We start from the raw sequence: 12818 nt of genomic DNA, 5'->3' as shown, positions 1-12818 counted from the left end.
CATGTATTATCGTGTGACGCTCGAGGACAAGGTCAGGGTGCCGCCGCACCGCCTTGGCGAGGACCTGGAAACTGTTATCCTGGACGAACTCCAGAAACAGCTCGAAGGGAGCATAGACAAAGAGATCGGCATCTTCATTGCCGTGACCACGATCGACAGGGTCGGCGAGGGAGAGATCGTCCCCGGCGATGGGGCAGTTTATTATGACGTCACCTTCGAGGCTCTGGTGCTCAGGATCGCCCTTCAGGAAGTGATCGAAGGGGAGGTCGTGGAAACGACGAGTTTCGGGGCGTTCATCTCTCTGGGGCCGATCGACGCGATGCTCCACGTGAGCCAGATCTCCGACGACTTCATCACCTACGACGAGAAGAACAACACCCTCAACTGCCAGGAGTCAGGCCGGGCCATCCAGGTCGGGGACGGGATCCGCTGCCGGGTGGTGACCCTGAGCCTCAACGAGCGCGAGCCCCGCGAGAGCAAGATCGGGCTGACGATGCGGCAGGCCGGTCTCGGCACGGAAAAATGGCTTGTCGAAGAGCGCACAAAGGAGCAGGAGAGCCATGGCGCCAGCGCGTAAGAAGAAGATGGTGAAGGTCTGCCGCGACTGCCACAAGGTCGTCGAGGGAGAGTCCTGTGTGACCTGCGGGTCGACGAACCTCACCGAGGACTGGGCAGGGTACCTCATTATCATCAACCCGGAAGGATCGGAGATTGCACGGCGGATGAACCTCGAAATGCCCGGCAGGTACGCTCTGAAGGTCCGTTGATGCTCCGCCTCCCTGACGAGTACAGAGACCGTTTCAAAAAGCCAATCGGCAGGCTCTTTCCCGAACTTGTCGACGCTCTCCCCCTGCTTGCAGGCAGAACCGTCTATACGGTGGGGGACGTGGTGACGCACAACCTGCTGGCGGCAGGGGGGTCGACTGAGATCGCCGTCATCGACGGATATACGATGCGGGCGCCCTGTGCAAAGACTCCCCTCTGTGCCCACCGCCGGGTGCAGGTGAAGAATCCGGCAGGCACCCTCACTGAGGAACTGGTCAGGGCCCTCGAAGATGCCGTGGAGCACCCGCCTGTCCTTATCATCGTCGACGGGGAGGAGGATCTGGCGGTGATCCCGCTCGCCCGTCTCGCCCCCGAGGGATCGGTGATCCTGTACGGGCAGCCAGGAGAGGGGCTGGTGGCCTGCATCGTCACAGAAGACCTGAAAACTCTTGCAAACGATCTATATTCCCAATTTGTCCCGGTATAACCCGGGATCCGGATCAACCCCCATGCTTTAAATAAATATGTAGACAATATTTGAGGGATATCGATGGAATTTGAGATCACCCGTGACTACCGGAATGAACTTCTGAGCCGGAGGGAAGTGCATTTTACCCTTACCTACGACGGCGCAACACCTTCGAGGGCACAGATCCTCGGAAAAATGGCTGCCCTCCTGAATGTCAAGGAAAACCTGACGGTGCTCGACTCAACGAAGAAGCAGTTCGGCATGATGGAACTCCGGGGCGTCGCCAGGATCTATGACGACGAGGAGAACCTGAAGATGACCGAGCGCGAGTACCTCCTCAAGAGGAGCGCCCCGAAGGCAGCAGAGGGGGCCGAGTAAAATGGCGGCGGCGAAGAAGGCTGCACCGGCTGCAGTAAAGCGCAGCGCCTATTTCTCGGTCGAGGGTGACAAGGCAGTGCCACAGCGGAAGTACTGTCCCCGTTGCGGGGTGGGCGTCTTCATGGCCCAGCACAAGGGTCGCCTTGCCTGCGGGAAGTGCGGCTATACTGAGTTTTCAGAATAAGGATGCAGAAGGGCGGAAAGGTACTGGGTATTGAGGGGACGGCCTGGAACCTCAGTGCCGCTATTTTCGGTGAGGATCTTGTTTCCCTCTACTCCAGTCCGTATCAGCCTCTGAGCGGCGGGATTCACCCGCGGGAGGCCGCCCAGCACCATGCCTCCGCGATGCGGGAGGTCGTCTCCCGCGTGCTTACGGATCCGGACGAGATCACGGCGGTGGCCTTCTCGCAGGGGCCGGGGCTCGGCCCCTGCCTGCGGACTGTGGCGACGGCGGCGAGAGCCCTTGCCCTCGCCCTCGACGTGCCCCTGATCGGGGTAAACCACTGTGTCGCGCATGTCGAGATCGGCCAGTGGGCGACAGGGTGCAGGGACCCGATCACCCTGTACGTCTCAGGGGCGAACACCCAGGTGCTCGGCTACCTGAATGGCCGGTACCGCATCTTCGGCGAGACCCTGGATATCGGACTCGGAAACGGGCTGGACAAGTTTGCCCGGAGCAAGGACTTCCCCCACCCGGGCGGGCCGAAGATCGAGGCACTCGCCCGCGGCGGGCGGTATATCGACCTGCCCTATACGGTGAAAGGAATGGACCTCGCCTTTTCCGGCCTGATATCCGCCGCCCAGGAGAGCAGGGCGGACATCGAAGACGTCTGCCACTCTCTCCAGGAGACGGCCTTCGGGATGTGTGTCGAGGTGACCGAACGGGCCCTCGCCCAGGCAGGCAAGGACGAGGTACTCCTGGTCGGCGGTGTCGCCGCAAATGGGCGGCTCCGCGAGATGCTGAAGACGATGTGCGAGGAGAGGGGCGCCGAACTCTTCGTGCCCGAGCGGCAGTTCTGCGGCGATAATGGTGCGATGATCGCCTACACAGGCCGCATCATGCTGGAGAGCGGGGCGACGGTCCCGGTCGAGGCGTCGCGGGCGAACTCCCACTACCGCGCCAATGAGGTGGACGTGGTCTGGCGGCACGGCGAGGTGCTGCGCCCGGCCGAGGAGGGGCCGCGCCGGGGCGCGGAGGCGGTCGTAACGATCGACGATGATACGGTGATGAAGAGGCGGGTCTCGAAGTCCTATCGGGCCGCGGCCCTGGATACCCGCCTGATCACAGAGAGGACGCGGGCCGAGGCGCGGCTGATCGCCGCAGCCAGGAAGGCCGGGGTGTCGACGCCGATCCTCTTTGATGTCACCGGCGACACGATCATGATGGAGAGGGTCGAGGGGACGATCCTGCGGGACGCCACGACGCCGGAGAACCTGGAGCGCGCCGGTGTCGCGGTCGGTCGTCTCCATGCCGCCGGGATCGTCCACGGCGACCTGACGACCTCGAACATGATCGAGCGGGGCGGCAGGTGCGTGCTCATCGACTTCGGGCTTGCTCATTCGTCCTCCGAGATCGAGGACAGGGGCGTGGACCTCCATGTGCTCTTCCAGACCCTGGAGAGCACGACAGAGAACCCCGACAAGTTAAGGGAGGCCTTCCTCCGCGGCTATGCCACGGCCCTCCCCGGGGCAGAGGGTGTCAGGACGCGCGAAGAGGAGATCGAAAGGCGGGGGCGGTACCTCTGAGGATCGCGGTCGTGACCTCCAACAGGCACAAGGCCGAGGAGGTGGCGAGTTTCTTTGCAGGCGTCGCCGAGGTGGAGCATATCAGTCTCGATATCCCGGAGTACAGGGACAACGATGTCAGGAACATCGCCCGCGAGAAGGCGCGATACGCCTGGGAGCAGGTGCGGCGGCCGTTGATCGTCGACGACACGGCCTTCTCGATCGATGCCCTGAACGGTTTTCCTGGCCCGTACGCCGCGTATGTCCAGGGGACGATCGGGAACGAGGGAGTCCTCAGGTTGATGGCAGGGAGGGAGGACAGGCAGGCCCACTTCGAGACGGCGATCGCCTACGCGGACGAGGCCGGCGAGGTCAGGGTCTTCTCCGGCATCGTCAAGGGCGAGGTGGCCGACGCACCGAGGGGGGGCGTGGGGTTCGGGTACGACCCGATCTTCGCGGTCGGCAGCAGGACATTCGCCGAGATCCCGCTCGCGGAGAAGAACCTGATCTCCCACAGGGCGCGGGCGCTCGCGGCCTTTCGGGCCTGGCTGGAGGATCAATATCCTTAAGTGGACAAACGTCGTTGTACTTAGAACGAATAGTGGTGAGATAAGATATGGCACGGTTCCCTGAAGCAGAAGCAAGGTTGCTCAACGTCATGGTTTGCATGCGCTGCAACGCACGGAATGCACTGAGAGCAACACAGTGCCGCAAGTGCGGCTACAAGCACCTCCGCCCCAAGAACAAGGAACGCAAGGCGTAAACAGGATAGAGAGGGACGTGCGACCGGCCGCACGGCAGGTACCCTCACCATACTTTTCTGTGTTCTTGCCCGGAGAGTATCTGCGGTCGTCTGCACGTCCCCTCCCGAGCGGTCCGGACGTTTGAACAAGTGTTCTGTTGAGATCGTCATACGAGAGTGGTCTCTTCTCCAGATATCAGGAGAGGAAGCGCTGATCCCCCTCCTCTTCCAATACAATTCCCGGGGGCAGCAGTCCTCCGCCACCGGCATCCGGGAACAGGAATTCTCCCGCGATCTCTTCTGGAAACTTTCACTCCACATGAGGGTTTTCAAAAAAAACTAAAAAAAAGGCACTGTAGAAACCCTCCCGCGAGAGTACTTTCTGGAATGATAACTGGAGATATCCTGTTCTTGCGTGCTGGTTCTAGGAGGCTGCCGCTCGAAAATCTTTGATTTTTGGCGTAGTCCCCCGGCGCGAGCGTGCGGGAAGGCACGTCGACCAGACGATCTCCTCAGAACAATTTTCATGCGATATGCTTGAGTCTCCCTCCTGGACTCATGCTCGATTCTACAAAACCAAAAAAAAGGAATATTCAGGCGCTGTAGTACGTGACCTTCTTGCCCTCTTCCGCGTACTCCCCGGCAAAGGTCTCGAGGTTGCGCTTGTAGCCTATCCTCTGCTCGACGCCGAGGGCCCTGAGCGCCGACCTGACCCGCATGACGTCGGCCTCGTCGCTCCAGTCGCGGGTATAGACGTAGACCACTTTCCTCTCGTCCCGGGAGTCGGGATTGGGGCGTGCGGTGCTCACTTTTGCGGAGACGCCGAGGTCGCCGGCGACGGTAGCGTCCCTGATCTTTTTCCAGAGGGCGTCGACCTCCGCGGTCTCGCAGAAGATGAGCCATTTGCCGGCCTGCTCACCGTAGGGTTCGACGTCCCCGGCCCCGGGGTCGTCGGCGATGATCCAGTAGGTCTCCGTCGTCTTCGAGGGGGTGACGCCCTCGCCCCCTGAGATGAGATGGTAGATGGCGGCCGCGCTCCCGAAGCGCCCGACGAGGGCGGCGGCGAGGGGCGGGTACTCGGCCTGGAAGTCGGCGAAGATCGCCAGGAAGTCGTCCTGGAAGTCGACCCCTCCTTCGACGCGGGCAAAGAGGGGGTCGCCGCGTGCAAGGAGTCCTCTGTTCAGCAGGATCTCGAAGATGCCGTAGGCGGCATCGGCAAGTGCCTCGGAATCGACTTCGTCCATGATCATCTCGTTGGAGAGGCGATCAAAAAAGGTTATCATTCCTGGCCGGAGGGTCAGGTCCTGAGCGCGGCGGCGACGAGGGCGGCGGCCCTCTCGCCGGAGAGGAGCATGCCGCCGAAGATCGGGCCCATACGGCACTCGCCGCCGACGGCGTTCGCGGCCATGCCGCAGACGAAGAGACCAGGGAAGACTTCCTTCGTGTGGTCCAGGATGTTGCCCTCGGCCCTGTCGGCCCACATATAGCCCTCGCCGCGGATGGGGAGGTCGCCGCCCTTCTTCGCGACCATGTGACAGATGGTGGCGTCGTGGCCGGTGGCGTCGACGACGGCGCGGCACCTGATGGTGAGGGGGTCGACGTGGAGGCCGGCCATCTCGACCGGGCTCCAGTTGATGACGAGGCCCGAGACCCGGCCGTCGGCCTTGACGACGACGTCCTCGACGGCGATGAGGTTGAAGAACTCGGCACCCGCGGTGCAGGCGGCGGCAGTGAGTTTGGAGACGGACTCGACAGACTTCGCGACATAATAGCCGGGTTCGGCCTCGGTCGAGGCGATGCCGAAGCGGTCGAGGAGGCGCTTTGCCGCTGCCTGGACGACGATCCGCGGGAACATCATGCCGCCGCCCCACATGCCGCCACCGATGGAGAGTTTCTTCTCAATAAGACCGACTTTCAGTCCTTTCTCTGCAAGCAGGGCGGCGCAGGTGATGCCGGACGGGCCGCCGCCGATAACGGCGACATCGAGGTCGAGGTACTCGACCATCGTCTCCATCTGGGTTTTCAGGATGGCCCTGCTGATTGTCACTTCATCGAGTTCCATCTGGTTCATGTCGATGCATTATTGGGAAGCGCACATAGAAATAGGGATTCTTCAACTGTTCGTAGTTTCACAGGTATTATAGGGTGAGAGAGGATACTTCATAGTAATATGCAGTGGAAACGTGACTTCGGGCTCACAATGAGGCAGCTCATGACCTGGGCACTCCTGCTCCTGGTCTACCTGATCTTCCTCACGATACTCGGGAGCCTGTTCGGCATCGGTCCGTGGAGTCTTGTCGCCATCGCCGCGGTGATGGCCTTCGCGCAGTACTTCTTCTCCGACAGGCTGGTGCTCATGAGCACGGGCGCCCAGGAAGTGAGCGAGGAGGAGTACCCGGAGCTTCACAGGATCGTGGAGAAACTCGCCGCAGAGGCAGGGATCCCCAAGCCCCGCGTGGCCATCATGCCCTCCCCGGTGCCCAATGCCTTCGCGACCGGCAGGAGCCCCTCCCACGCGGTGGTGGCGGCGACCGACTCGATCATGCGTCTCCTCACCCGCGACGAACTTGAGGCGGTGCTCGCCCACGAGATCGCACACGTGAAGAACAGGGACGTCATGACCCTGACCATCGCCTCGTTCCTGGCAATGGTGGCGGCGATCATCATGCAGAACGCCTGGCTCTTCTCCCTCGGCGACCGCCGGGAGGGGGGCGCCTGGATGGCCGCCTGGGTCGTCTCGATCGTTGTCTGGATCGTTGCCACCCTGCTGATCCGCACTCTCTCCCGCTATCGGGAGTTCGCGGCCGACGCGGGCAGTGCGTACATCACGGGCAAGCCCCGCGCCCTCATCTCCGCGCTCAACAAGATCAGCGGGAGGATGGACATGATCCCGCCGGAGAAGAAGCAGGAGGTCTCAGGGGCGAATGCCTTCTTCATCATCCCGGCTCTCTCGGGGAACACCATCATGGAGCTCTTCTCCACCCACCCGGCCCTGGAGAAGCGGGTCGCTGCCCTCGAGGCCCTCGAAGAAGAGATCGGGTATATGCCGCGGTAAACCCCCGGCAATACCATTTTATGTCATCGGTGCGAATATCGTACGGTACCCCTGCATCGATGGTCTAGTGGCATGACTTTGGCCTTCCAAGCCAATAGCCCGGGTTCAATTCCCGGTCGATGCATTTCCTTCTGAGGCTGTTTTCTCATCCACCCTTCCTGCGCCCTCCTCATCGTCCCGAAGCGGTCACGCCGTCACCGGCACGGAGGGAGGAAGAAGGTTTATTACGCATCTCCTCCAATGATGTACGAACACGGGCTCGTGGTCTAGCTGGCTATGACGTCGCCTTCACACGGCGGAGGTCGGGCGTTCGAATCGCCCCGGGCCCATTCTTTTTCCTTGTTTTGTGAAATTAAGACCAGATTGTGGTGCCTTAGTTTTCGGAGTTCAGAAACAGCGCTATCGAGCAATTGGCCCACGTTTAGAGCAGTTTCTTTCAGATAATCATACGTTTCCGGGGATACCGTTGTGTGCATCCGTTTCCTAATCCGGTGGATTATCGTCGGCTTTGCTTTTTCTCCTTTTTTCATTTCTCTTTTCTCCTGTCCGGACATGTCCGGACACATGCGGACATATTTGTGTATCTGAGACTCTGCTTAGACCACCATAAAGAGAGGGTGCCACAGGTCAAGGGGGGGTCAACGGGGGCGACGCGTGGCACCCGCTCTTTAAGAGGCAATACCCGCCACGTACTGGCTATGAAGCGAATCAATGCAAAGGGAGAGGTATTTCAGCAGACTTCCATCTACATCCGCGAGAACGTCTACCTCCTGGCGAAGGAAGCGAGCATCCCGATGTCTGAGGCGGCAGAACAGGGCGTGATCGCCGCACTGCGTGCACGAGGCATCGAGGTCTGAGGGATGTATGACGAAATACGAGATCACATACACAGAGACGGCAAAAAAACATCTTCAGGCAATCAAGCGCGGAGATAACGAGTATGTCAAAAAAATCATCCAGAAAATAGAGTTTTGCCTGGGCGAACACCTGTTGACTTCGATCAAACAGTGCAACAAGAAGAAACTGAAAGGGAAGGAGAACACTCACCGGCTACATATTCAGAGGAAATACACGGTGTTTTATAAGGTGATGAAAGCAGAGCAAAAAACATCTGTGGAAATCCACGAGGTTATGGGTTTCGAGGCGGCGCACAAGAAGTACTCACACGTCGATTTATAGCCCCAGCATCTTTTTTATCTCATCGTGAGTATATTTCCGACCCTCCCCCCATTTCCGCATGTCTGCATCCAGTCTATCGATACTGGCTTGGATTTCAGCCTGAGTAAGGGTTCTCTTAGTCTTCGGGGTTGCTGCCTTCTTCCGCTCGACTACCGTCTTCGTCGGCATACGCGATGATGTCGGTATCTGGAAAGATATAGTTTTGGACGAGGATCACTTTCACGCTGGGACGCTATGCAGACCCGCAATGCAGACCCGATAGGCAGTCCAACAAAGTTGCGTTAACACATTTTCACTTTCACACCGCGCGGTAACAGGGTTAACGGTGAGCACCGCCCCACCCTCTTGATGGGTTTGCCTATGGACCTACAAGCAACATCAGAACGATGTGCGGACGCGATCCCGGAACCCGATGAACATAGGCCCGAAAAGGGTGTGGCGAAGGAGAGCCATAGGCAGTACTCCGGAGCACGGGAAAGCAGAGAGGCACAAAGGATAGACTACAGCGACCCCTTCGTCCGGGCGCTGTTGTCCCCGACTATTATCGGACGGATCAAAGAGATTCTGCTGAATGACCCTGCCTGATGGCCGGGCCTCAGTATACTCACGCATGTATTTTGTACCATGTACAATGTACAAACTTCGATTTCGTGAAAAAGATGTATGGGGGGTACTCCAGCAGGTTCACACCCACTTCAGAAGAAGAGTGTGTTATTCACACCGTGTTGTAGGATATGTCTTTTCTTGTATATATTATCTCTTAAATAGCAACAGAGGGTCTGTTGGAATGGGGGGGTGTTCCCTAGGAAAAGAAATCGAAGTTTGTACATTGTACATGGTACAAAATACATGCTTACGATCTAATGGCAGAAAGCCCACGACTGAAGTCGGGGGAGCAGTCACTTCAGAAGGCGCTTGATCTCTGCTTGGATCTCAGGTTTTTTCAGGAGATCCAGTAACTGATAGGTTGCTACGTCAGCACCCATTTCTCGGCGTCCCAGGTCTGCCACGATGAGACTATAGAGATATTCGCTGACGCTCTCAAAAGGGGGGTCATCTCCCTGAGTCAGAGCCTTTACCTTATCGAATATTTCTCTACTCACGCGACATGCAACTTGAGATTTCTTAGATTCTATCCCCATTCTCACTCTACACATATCTGAGGTTGAAGCGGTATAAAACAGCATCTATAAATACGGGCACCACGTATCCATGTATGCAGTGCTGTAACAGCACTGATAACATAGTGGAGGAACGATGAAACTTGGCTGAGAACGTAACACTCTCTGTTGGGCAGAAGGACAAAGAGACCTGGTCAAAATTTAAGGCCCGGCACCCCCGTGATGCCAGCCCTACGATCATGGCCCTCATCAGGAGCCACGTGGATGAAAACCCGGAGAAGTACAGATGAGTGAAAAAACGGTGCACTTCGTCGCGGCCGATCACGATCTCACCACCCTCGACGAACAGATCCCGTACATGGGGTTCACTTCCCGCTCGGAGTATCTGCGCGCCTGCATCACTGTCACCGTTCACGGTGCGGCATGTGCAGACGCAGCCGGGAAACTTGACCCCGTAACGCGTGACTGGATCGAGCAGATGCGCGAGCACGGCGACCGGCGGCACGACGACGAAAAGGTACTGCTGGAGTACATCGGGAAGGTCGGCCTCCCCCTCATCGCCATGAAGGGCCTCAGAACTGCCTTCAAGGTTCTGAAGAATGACCTGAACGCGGAAGTGCTCCGGCAAACCGGGCGGACCTTCAGCGAGGACGAGATCTGGCAGATCCTGAGAACATACGCAGCGTATCACAAGGTTGAGATTGAAGAACACCGGTCGAAAGTGGCCCTGGCACACTACGCAGGGGTGAAAGCAGAATGATCAAGACAGTGTTTGAACTCTCGGATTTCAAGAGGATAGCGGACTTCGGACGAGGAGAGATCTTCTACTCGTCGGAGACTCAGAACATCGGGGACAACACGTTCCCGCGCATAGAAGTTACACAGAAGATGAGTGTAGAGGGCGAACCCCTCGTTGTGTATGAACGGCTGTCAACTGTTTCCATACGCGACGCGGGGGACAACCCCAACATTTACGCCGGCATCAACGAGGCGATACGCACCCGCATAGCATCCTTTGAGAAGGAGGTTACACGGCTGGCTGTGTTTCACGGTTGCCGGGCTGTGCCTGGCACCTTGATACCCACCCCGACTGATGCGACGCTTAGTTCTATCCTCACCCGGAGACTTGAAGCTATCGAACGGCGGGTAGTGGAGATGGAGAACACCCACGGCCGACTGTTTGCGTCGATGGATGGCCGGCTTTTCGACCTGGAAGATAAGGTGTATCCCCCGCTGAAATTCGTGGGCGAAACGCCGAAAGACCACGAAAGCCGGTTACGGCGACTTGAGAAGACGATCGCACCGATCATCGAGGTGCCGTAATGTCGCAGATCTCGGAAATCACCACAATCCTCGAAAAACACCAGAAATGGTTGAACGGCGGGGAGGTGGAGTGATGACCGACTCCAGCACCATCCCCTACCTCTCTGATCTCGTTGCATCGCAGAAGTTCCTGCGGGGAGACTGGTACGTTGTCCCACACGAAGGCACAATCTACAACCGCTTTCACGCAGAGGTGAAAGGCACCCTATCAAACGGCTACCTGGTAATCGGGACGAAGTGGAACGGGATGGCCGTCGCAATCATGCACCACCGGGCCGTCTGGATCGGCGCCCACGGCGGGACCGTCCCGGAGGAACGGGACCAGCAGATCGACCACATCAACGGTAACAAAACCGACAACCGGATTTCAAACCTTCGACTGGTGTCACCCCTGGAGAATTGCCACAACCCGAACGCACCCGGTGGCGGCAAATGGGGAGAGGAGCACCCTCGTGCGAAACTCACGAACCTACAGGCCGAGGAGATCCGGCGGCGGTGGGTTGAAACGCGACACCTCCCGAAGGGGCATGGCCGGCTGACGCAACGACAGTTGGCGCGTGAGTACGGATTACCTCAGCAACAGATATCAAACATCATCCGGGGGAAGGCATACCCGCCGGTGGTTCCTGAAGCGGGAAAGGGGGCGGTGTGAATGGCTCCTGGTATCACTCTGCCGGCCGGGTCCGGACTGAACGCGGCTGTAGTGGAGTATCGGCACATCCACATCTCCGAAGACCCCGACAGCATCGAGGTAGGGACACCCGGGAAGGGCGGCTGCATCAAGGTCTATGGAAACTTCCGGGACCCGGAAGGTTTCAGAGCGAAGATCAAGGCAGCCTATGAACTCCGGAAACTTGCGGCTGAACTCCTCGCAGGGGGCGGTCAGTGATGACTGATGAGAACATACGGATCGGCTCCCCTGTGGACGATCTCGACATTGACTCAATCGACGACCTGATCGACTGGTTGGAGTGCGCCGAAGAGGACTGCCGGCAGTTGTCGGTGAAAGTCATCCGCATGACGGATCGGGAGTATCTTCGTGGCCGGGCTGAAGCCTTCGGGCTGGCTGCCGGGTTCCTGAGGGACGTGCAATACCGGCACGATGTGCTGGCGAGGAAGGCGGTATGACAACCGATATCGCCGTTGCCGGGGAGTATTCCCCCCACCAGCGGGAGATCCTGCTGGAGACCGTGGCGAAGGGCTGCAGTCCGGAGCAGTTCATGCTCATGCTGGAACTGGCGAAGCGGTACAAGTTGGACCCGTTCGCCCGTCAGATCTGGGCGACGCCGGCGGGGATCTTCGTCGGCCGGGATGGGTTTCTGATGCTCGCGCACCGGTCCGGGGACTTCGACGGAATGGAAACAACCTTCGAGGAGCGGAACGGGAAACTCTTCAGCGCGACCTGCACGGTCTGGCACAAGAAAATGAACCACCCGTTCCGGGTAACGGTCCGGCTGGAGGAGTTCTTCCGGCCGACCCCTCCGGGCAAGAAACCGGGGGCCTGGGAGAAGATGCCGTACGTCATGCTGCAGAAATGCGCGGAAAGTCACGCACTCCGGCGAGCGTTCTGTATCACCGGGTTGTACGACGAAGCGGAGTTTGAGCCGACAGAGTATGAACCGACGACGACAACGGCCACCATCAACGGTGAGCCGGCGGAAGTAATGCGGCCGCCTGGGAAGTGCTCCCGCTGCGGGAAGCACGACCCGATGGTCCCGGCATACCGGGAGAAATACCAGGCGGCATTTGAACAGGCGGGATTGACCCTCCCGGGAGGCATCTGCGACGAGTGCGCAAACGAGTTATGGAGACAGGACCATGGCAAAGGATCTTAATTGCCCGGAACTCTCCGATCGGGAGTGGATCATCGAGCAGAAACGGGCAGGACTGCATAACCCCGATATCGCGGAAAAATTGGGTGTGAGCGAGTCTGCCGTTCAAGCCGCATGCAAGCGGCTGAACATCAAACTGCCTCTGGTGTTCGTCCACAACCCTGAACTCAAGGCGTTCATGCCCCGGGAAAAACAATCCTAACTCCCCGGACCCCCCCTATTTTGGTGG

At 58.9% G+C, this 12818-nt stretch carries 23 protein-coding genes and 2 tRNA genes; 21 read left to right on the top strand and 4 right to left on the bottom strand.

Annotated features, from left to right (window positions below):
- Position 1: 1 nt before the first annotated feature.
- The 8 genes from MEFOE_RS02150 (at position 2) to MEFOE_RS13220 (ending at position 4100) form a co-directional block, all read left to right on the top strand.
- Positions 2–577, top strand: coding sequence for a DNA-directed RNA polymerase (locus MEFOE_RS02150; RefSeq protein ID WP_067047630.1), 576 nt, complete (start codon positions 2–4; stop codon positions 575–577).
- Positions 561–767 (top strand): transcription elongation factor subunit Spt4, encoded by a 207-nt coding sequence (spt4, locus tag MEFOE_RS02145; RefSeq protein WP_067047628.1) that lies wholly within the window; start codon positions 561–563, stop codon positions 765–767. The genes MEFOE_RS02150 and spt4 overlap by 17 nt, the downstream gene beginning before the upstream one ends.
- Positions 767–1252, top strand: coding sequence for a GTP-dependent dephospho-CoA kinase family protein (locus MEFOE_RS02140; RefSeq protein WP_067047627.1), 486 nt, complete (start codon positions 767–769; stop codon positions 1250–1252). The genes spt4 and MEFOE_RS02140 overlap by 1 nt, the downstream gene beginning before the upstream one ends.
- A 63-nt stretch (positions 1253–1315) precedes the next feature.
- Entirely contained in the window at positions 1316–1612 is a 297-nt protein-coding gene (locus MEFOE_RS02135) for a 30S ribosomal protein S24e (RefSeq protein ID WP_067047626.1), read from the top strand.
- Between the two features lies 1 nt (position 1613).
- Entirely contained in the window at positions 1614–1796 is a 183-nt protein-coding gene (locus tag MEFOE_RS13225; RefSeq protein WP_083523287.1) for a 30S ribosomal protein S27ae, read from the top strand.
- Between the two features lie 2 nt (positions 1797–1798).
- Entirely contained in the window at positions 1799–3358 is a 1560-nt protein-coding gene (locus tag MEFOE_RS02130; RefSeq protein WP_067047625.1) for a bifunctional N(6)-L-threonylcarbamoyladenine synthase/serine/threonine protein kinase, read from the top strand.
- Positions 3355–3906, top strand: a complete 552-nt coding sequence (rdgB, locus tag MEFOE_RS02125; RefSeq protein WP_067052842.1) for an RdgB/HAM1 family non-canonical purine NTP pyrophosphatase — start codon at positions 3355–3357, stop codon at positions 3904–3906. Before MEFOE_RS02130 ends, rdgB begins: the two co-directional genes overlap by 4 nt.
- A 47-nt stretch (positions 3907–3953) precedes the next feature.
- Positions 3954–4100, top strand: coding sequence for a 50S ribosomal protein L40e (locus MEFOE_RS13220; RefSeq protein WP_083523286.1), 147 nt, complete (start codon positions 3954–3956; stop codon positions 4098–4100).
- 572 nt (positions 4101–4672) lie between these two features.
- Here the strand turns inward: MEFOE_RS13220 and MEFOE_RS02120 are convergent.
- Both MEFOE_RS02120 and MEFOE_RS02115 read right to left on the bottom strand, forming a co-directional pair.
- Entirely contained in the window at positions 4673–5323 is a 651-nt protein-coding gene (locus MEFOE_RS02120) for a putative phosphothreonine lyase domain-containing protein (protein ID WP_067052840.1), read from the bottom strand.
- Between the two features lie 53 nt (positions 5324–5376).
- On the bottom strand, positions 5377–6141 hold the full coding sequence (locus MEFOE_RS02115; protein WP_067052837.1) for a sulfide-dependent adenosine diphosphate thiazole synthase: 765 nt from the start codon (positions 6139–6141) through the stop codon (positions 5377–5379).
- Positions 6142–6249: 108 nt separating this feature from the next.
- On the opposite strand from MEFOE_RS02115, the gene htpX reads away from it, so the two are divergent.
- The 5 genes from htpX (at position 6250) to MEFOE_RS02095 (ending at position 8313) form a co-directional block, all read left to right on the top strand.
- The gene (htpX, locus tag MEFOE_RS02110; RefSeq protein WP_067047624.1) at positions 6250–7134 is read left to right on the top strand and encodes a zinc metalloprotease HtpX; all 885 of its coding nucleotides are present in this window, start codon (positions 6250–6252) and stop codon (positions 7132–7134) included.
- A 53-nt stretch (positions 7135–7187) separates the two neighbouring features.
- Positions 7188–7258 (top strand) — tRNA-Gly (locus MEFOE_RS02105).
- Between the two features lie 131 nt (positions 7259–7389).
- Positions 7390–7463: transfer RNA gene (locus tag MEFOE_RS02100), tRNA-Val, on the top strand.
- Positions 7464–7832: 369 nt separating this feature from the next.
- Positions 7833–7991, top strand: a complete 159-nt coding sequence (locus MEFOE_RS13930; RefSeq protein WP_160329472.1) for a hypothetical protein — start codon at positions 7833–7835, stop codon at positions 7989–7991.
- 7 nt (positions 7992–7998) lie between these two features.
- A complete protein-coding gene (locus tag MEFOE_RS02095) occupies positions 7999–8313 on the top strand; it encodes a type II toxin-antitoxin system RelE family toxin (RefSeq protein WP_067047623.1) in 315 nt (104 codons plus the stop codon).
- Here the strand turns inward: MEFOE_RS02095 and MEFOE_RS13925 are convergent.
- Positions 8308–8481 carry a hypothetical protein gene (locus tag MEFOE_RS13925; protein WP_160329471.1) on the bottom strand — a complete coding sequence of 58 codons (174 nt, stop codon included), beginning with the start codon at positions 8479–8481 and terminating at the stop codon, positions 8308–8310. The genes MEFOE_RS02095 and MEFOE_RS13925 overlap by 6 nt on opposite strands.
- Before the next feature lie 192 nt (positions 8482–8673).
- Here MEFOE_RS13925 and MEFOE_RS02090 point away from each other — a divergent pair, with 192 nt between their 5' ends.
- A complete protein-coding gene (locus tag MEFOE_RS02090) occupies positions 8674–8898 on the top strand; it encodes a hypothetical protein (RefSeq protein ID WP_067047622.1) in 225 nt (74 codons plus the stop codon).
- Positions 8899–9212: 314 nt separating this feature from the next.
- Here MEFOE_RS02090 and MEFOE_RS02085 read toward each other — a convergent pair whose 3' ends face one another.
- Positions 9213–9500 carry a hypothetical protein gene (locus tag MEFOE_RS02085; protein WP_153015839.1) on the bottom strand — a complete coding sequence of 96 codons (288 nt, stop codon included), beginning with the start codon at positions 9498–9500 and terminating at the stop codon, positions 9213–9215.
- A gap of 220 nt (positions 9501–9720) precedes the next feature.
- On the opposite strand from MEFOE_RS02085, the gene MEFOE_RS02080 reads away from it, so the two are divergent.
- The 7 genes from MEFOE_RS02080 to MEFOE_RS02050 all read left to right on the top strand — a co-directional run bounded on the left by MEFOE_RS02080 (position 9721) and on the right by MEFOE_RS02050 (position 12791).
- Positions 9721–10194, top strand: a complete 474-nt coding sequence (locus tag MEFOE_RS02080) for a hypothetical protein (RefSeq protein ID WP_067047618.1) — start codon at positions 9721–9723, stop codon at positions 10192–10194.
- A complete protein-coding gene (locus tag MEFOE_RS02075; protein WP_067047615.1) occupies positions 10191–10757 on the top strand; it encodes a hypothetical protein in 567 nt (188 codons plus the stop codon). Before MEFOE_RS02080 ends, MEFOE_RS02075 begins: the two co-directional genes overlap by 4 nt.
- 73 nt (positions 10758–10830) lie before the next feature.
- On the top strand, positions 10831–11409 hold the full coding sequence (locus MEFOE_RS02070; RefSeq protein ID WP_153015838.1) for an HNH endonuclease: 579 nt from the start codon (positions 10831–10833) through the stop codon (positions 11407–11409).
- Positions 11410–11646 (top strand): hypothetical protein, encoded by a 237-nt coding sequence (locus MEFOE_RS02065; RefSeq protein WP_067047609.1) that lies wholly within the window; start codon positions 11410–11412, stop codon positions 11644–11646.
- Complete coding sequence (locus tag MEFOE_RS02060) at positions 11646–11885, top strand: hypothetical protein (RefSeq protein ID WP_067047606.1); 240 nt, start codon at positions 11646–11648, stop codon at positions 11883–11885. Before MEFOE_RS02065 ends, MEFOE_RS02060 begins: the two co-directional genes overlap by 1 nt.
- Positions 11882–12592, top strand: coding sequence for a RecT family recombinase (locus MEFOE_RS02055; protein ID WP_067047603.1), 711 nt, complete (start codon positions 11882–11884; stop codon positions 12590–12592). Before MEFOE_RS02060 ends, MEFOE_RS02055 begins: the two co-directional genes overlap by 4 nt.
- Entirely contained in the window at positions 12576–12791 is a 216-nt protein-coding gene (locus MEFOE_RS02050) for a winged helix-turn-helix transcriptional regulator (RefSeq protein WP_067047601.1), read from the top strand. The genes MEFOE_RS02055 and MEFOE_RS02050 overlap by 17 nt, the downstream gene beginning before the upstream one ends.
- Positions 12792–12818: the final 27 nt, after the last annotated feature.

It is taken from the genome of Methanofollis ethanolicus (assembly GCF_001571385.1).
GTDB classification, from domain to species: Archaea; Halobacteriota; Methanomicrobia; order Methanomicrobiales; family Methanofollaceae; genus Methanofollis; species Methanofollis ethanolicus.
Note: the sequence above shows the minus strand (reverse complement) of the source record. Positions and strands in the feature narration are given on the sequence as shown.

Excerpts from the sequence above, each read along its gene's own strand:
- MEFOE_RS02050 (WP_067047601.1), top strand. The coding sequence starts at position 12,576 with ATGGCAAAGGATCTTAATTGCCCGGAACTCTCCGATCGGGAGTGGATC.
- MEFOE_RS13220 (WP_083523286.1), top strand. The coding sequence starts at position 3,954 with ATGGCACGGTTCCCTGAAGCAGAAGCAAGGTTGCTCAACGTCATGGTT.
- MEFOE_RS02150 (WP_067047630.1), top strand. The coding sequence starts at position 2 with ATGTATTATCGTGTGACGCTCGAGGACAAGGTCAGGGTGCCGCCGCAC.
- MEFOE_RS02140 (WP_067047627.1), top strand. The coding sequence starts at position 767 with ATGCTCCGCCTCCCTGACGAGTACAGAGACCGTTTCAAAAAGCCAATC.
- htpX (WP_067047624.1), top strand. The coding sequence starts at position 6,250 with ATGCAGTGGAAACGTGACTTCGGGCTCACAATGAGGCAGCTCATGACC.
- MEFOE_RS13930 (WP_160329472.1), top strand. The coding sequence starts at position 7,833 with ATGAAGCGAATCAATGCAAAGGGAGAGGTATTTCAGCAGACTTCCATC.
- MEFOE_RS02055 (WP_067047603.1), top strand. The coding sequence starts at position 11,882 with ATGACAACCGATATCGCCGTTGCCGGGGAGTATTCCCCCCACCAGCGG.
- MEFOE_RS02090 (WP_067047622.1), top strand. The coding sequence starts at position 8,674 with ATGGACCTACAAGCAACATCAGAACGATGTGCGGACGCGATCCCGGAA.
- MEFOE_RS02065 (WP_067047609.1), top strand. The coding sequence starts at position 11,410 with ATGGCTCCTGGTATCACTCTGCCGGCCGGGTCCGGACTGAACGCGGCT.
- MEFOE_RS02070 (WP_153015838.1), top strand. The coding sequence starts at position 10,831 with ATGACCGACTCCAGCACCATCCCCTACCTCTCTGATCTCGTTGCATCG.
- MEFOE_RS02060 (WP_067047606.1), top strand. The coding sequence starts at position 11,646 with ATGACTGATGAGAACATACGGATCGGCTCCCCTGTGGACGATCTCGAC.
- MEFOE_RS13925 (WP_160329471.1), bottom strand. The coding sequence starts at position 8,481 with ATGCCGACGAAGACGGTAGTCGAGCGGAAGAAGGCAGCAACCCCGAAG.
- MEFOE_RS13225 (WP_083523287.1), top strand. The coding sequence starts at position 1,614 with ATGGCGGCGGCGAAGAAGGCTGCACCGGCTGCAGTAAAGCGCAGCGCC.
- MEFOE_RS02080 (WP_067047618.1), top strand. The coding sequence starts at position 9,721 with ATGAGTGAAAAAACGGTGCACTTCGTCGCGGCCGATCACGATCTCACC.
- MEFOE_RS02130 (WP_067047625.1), top strand. The coding sequence starts at position 1,799 with ATGCAGAAGGGCGGAAAGGTACTGGGTATTGAGGGGACGGCCTGGAAC.
- MEFOE_RS02135 (WP_067047626.1), top strand. The coding sequence starts at position 1,316 with ATGGAATTTGAGATCACCCGTGACTACCGGAATGAACTTCTGAGCCGG.
- MEFOE_RS02085 (WP_153015839.1), bottom strand. The coding sequence starts at position 9,500 with ATGCTGTTTTATACCGCTTCAACCTCAGATATGTGTAGAGTGAGAATG.
- spt4 (WP_067047628.1), top strand. The coding sequence starts at position 561 with ATGGCGCCAGCGCGTAAGAAGAAGATGGTGAAGGTCTGCCGCGACTGC.
- MEFOE_RS02075 (WP_067047615.1), top strand. The coding sequence starts at position 10,191 with ATGATCAAGACAGTGTTTGAACTCTCGGATTTCAAGAGGATAGCGGAC.
- MEFOE_RS02095 (WP_067047623.1), top strand. The coding sequence starts at position 7,999 with ATGACGAAATACGAGATCACATACACAGAGACGGCAAAAAAACATCTT.
- MEFOE_RS02115 (WP_067052837.1), bottom strand. The coding sequence starts at position 6,141 with ATGGAACTCGATGAAGTGACAATCAGCAGGGCCATCCTGAAAACCCAG.
- MEFOE_RS02120 (WP_067052840.1), bottom strand. The coding sequence starts at position 5,323 with ATGGACGAAGTCGATTCCGAGGCACTTGCCGATGCCGCCTACGGCATC.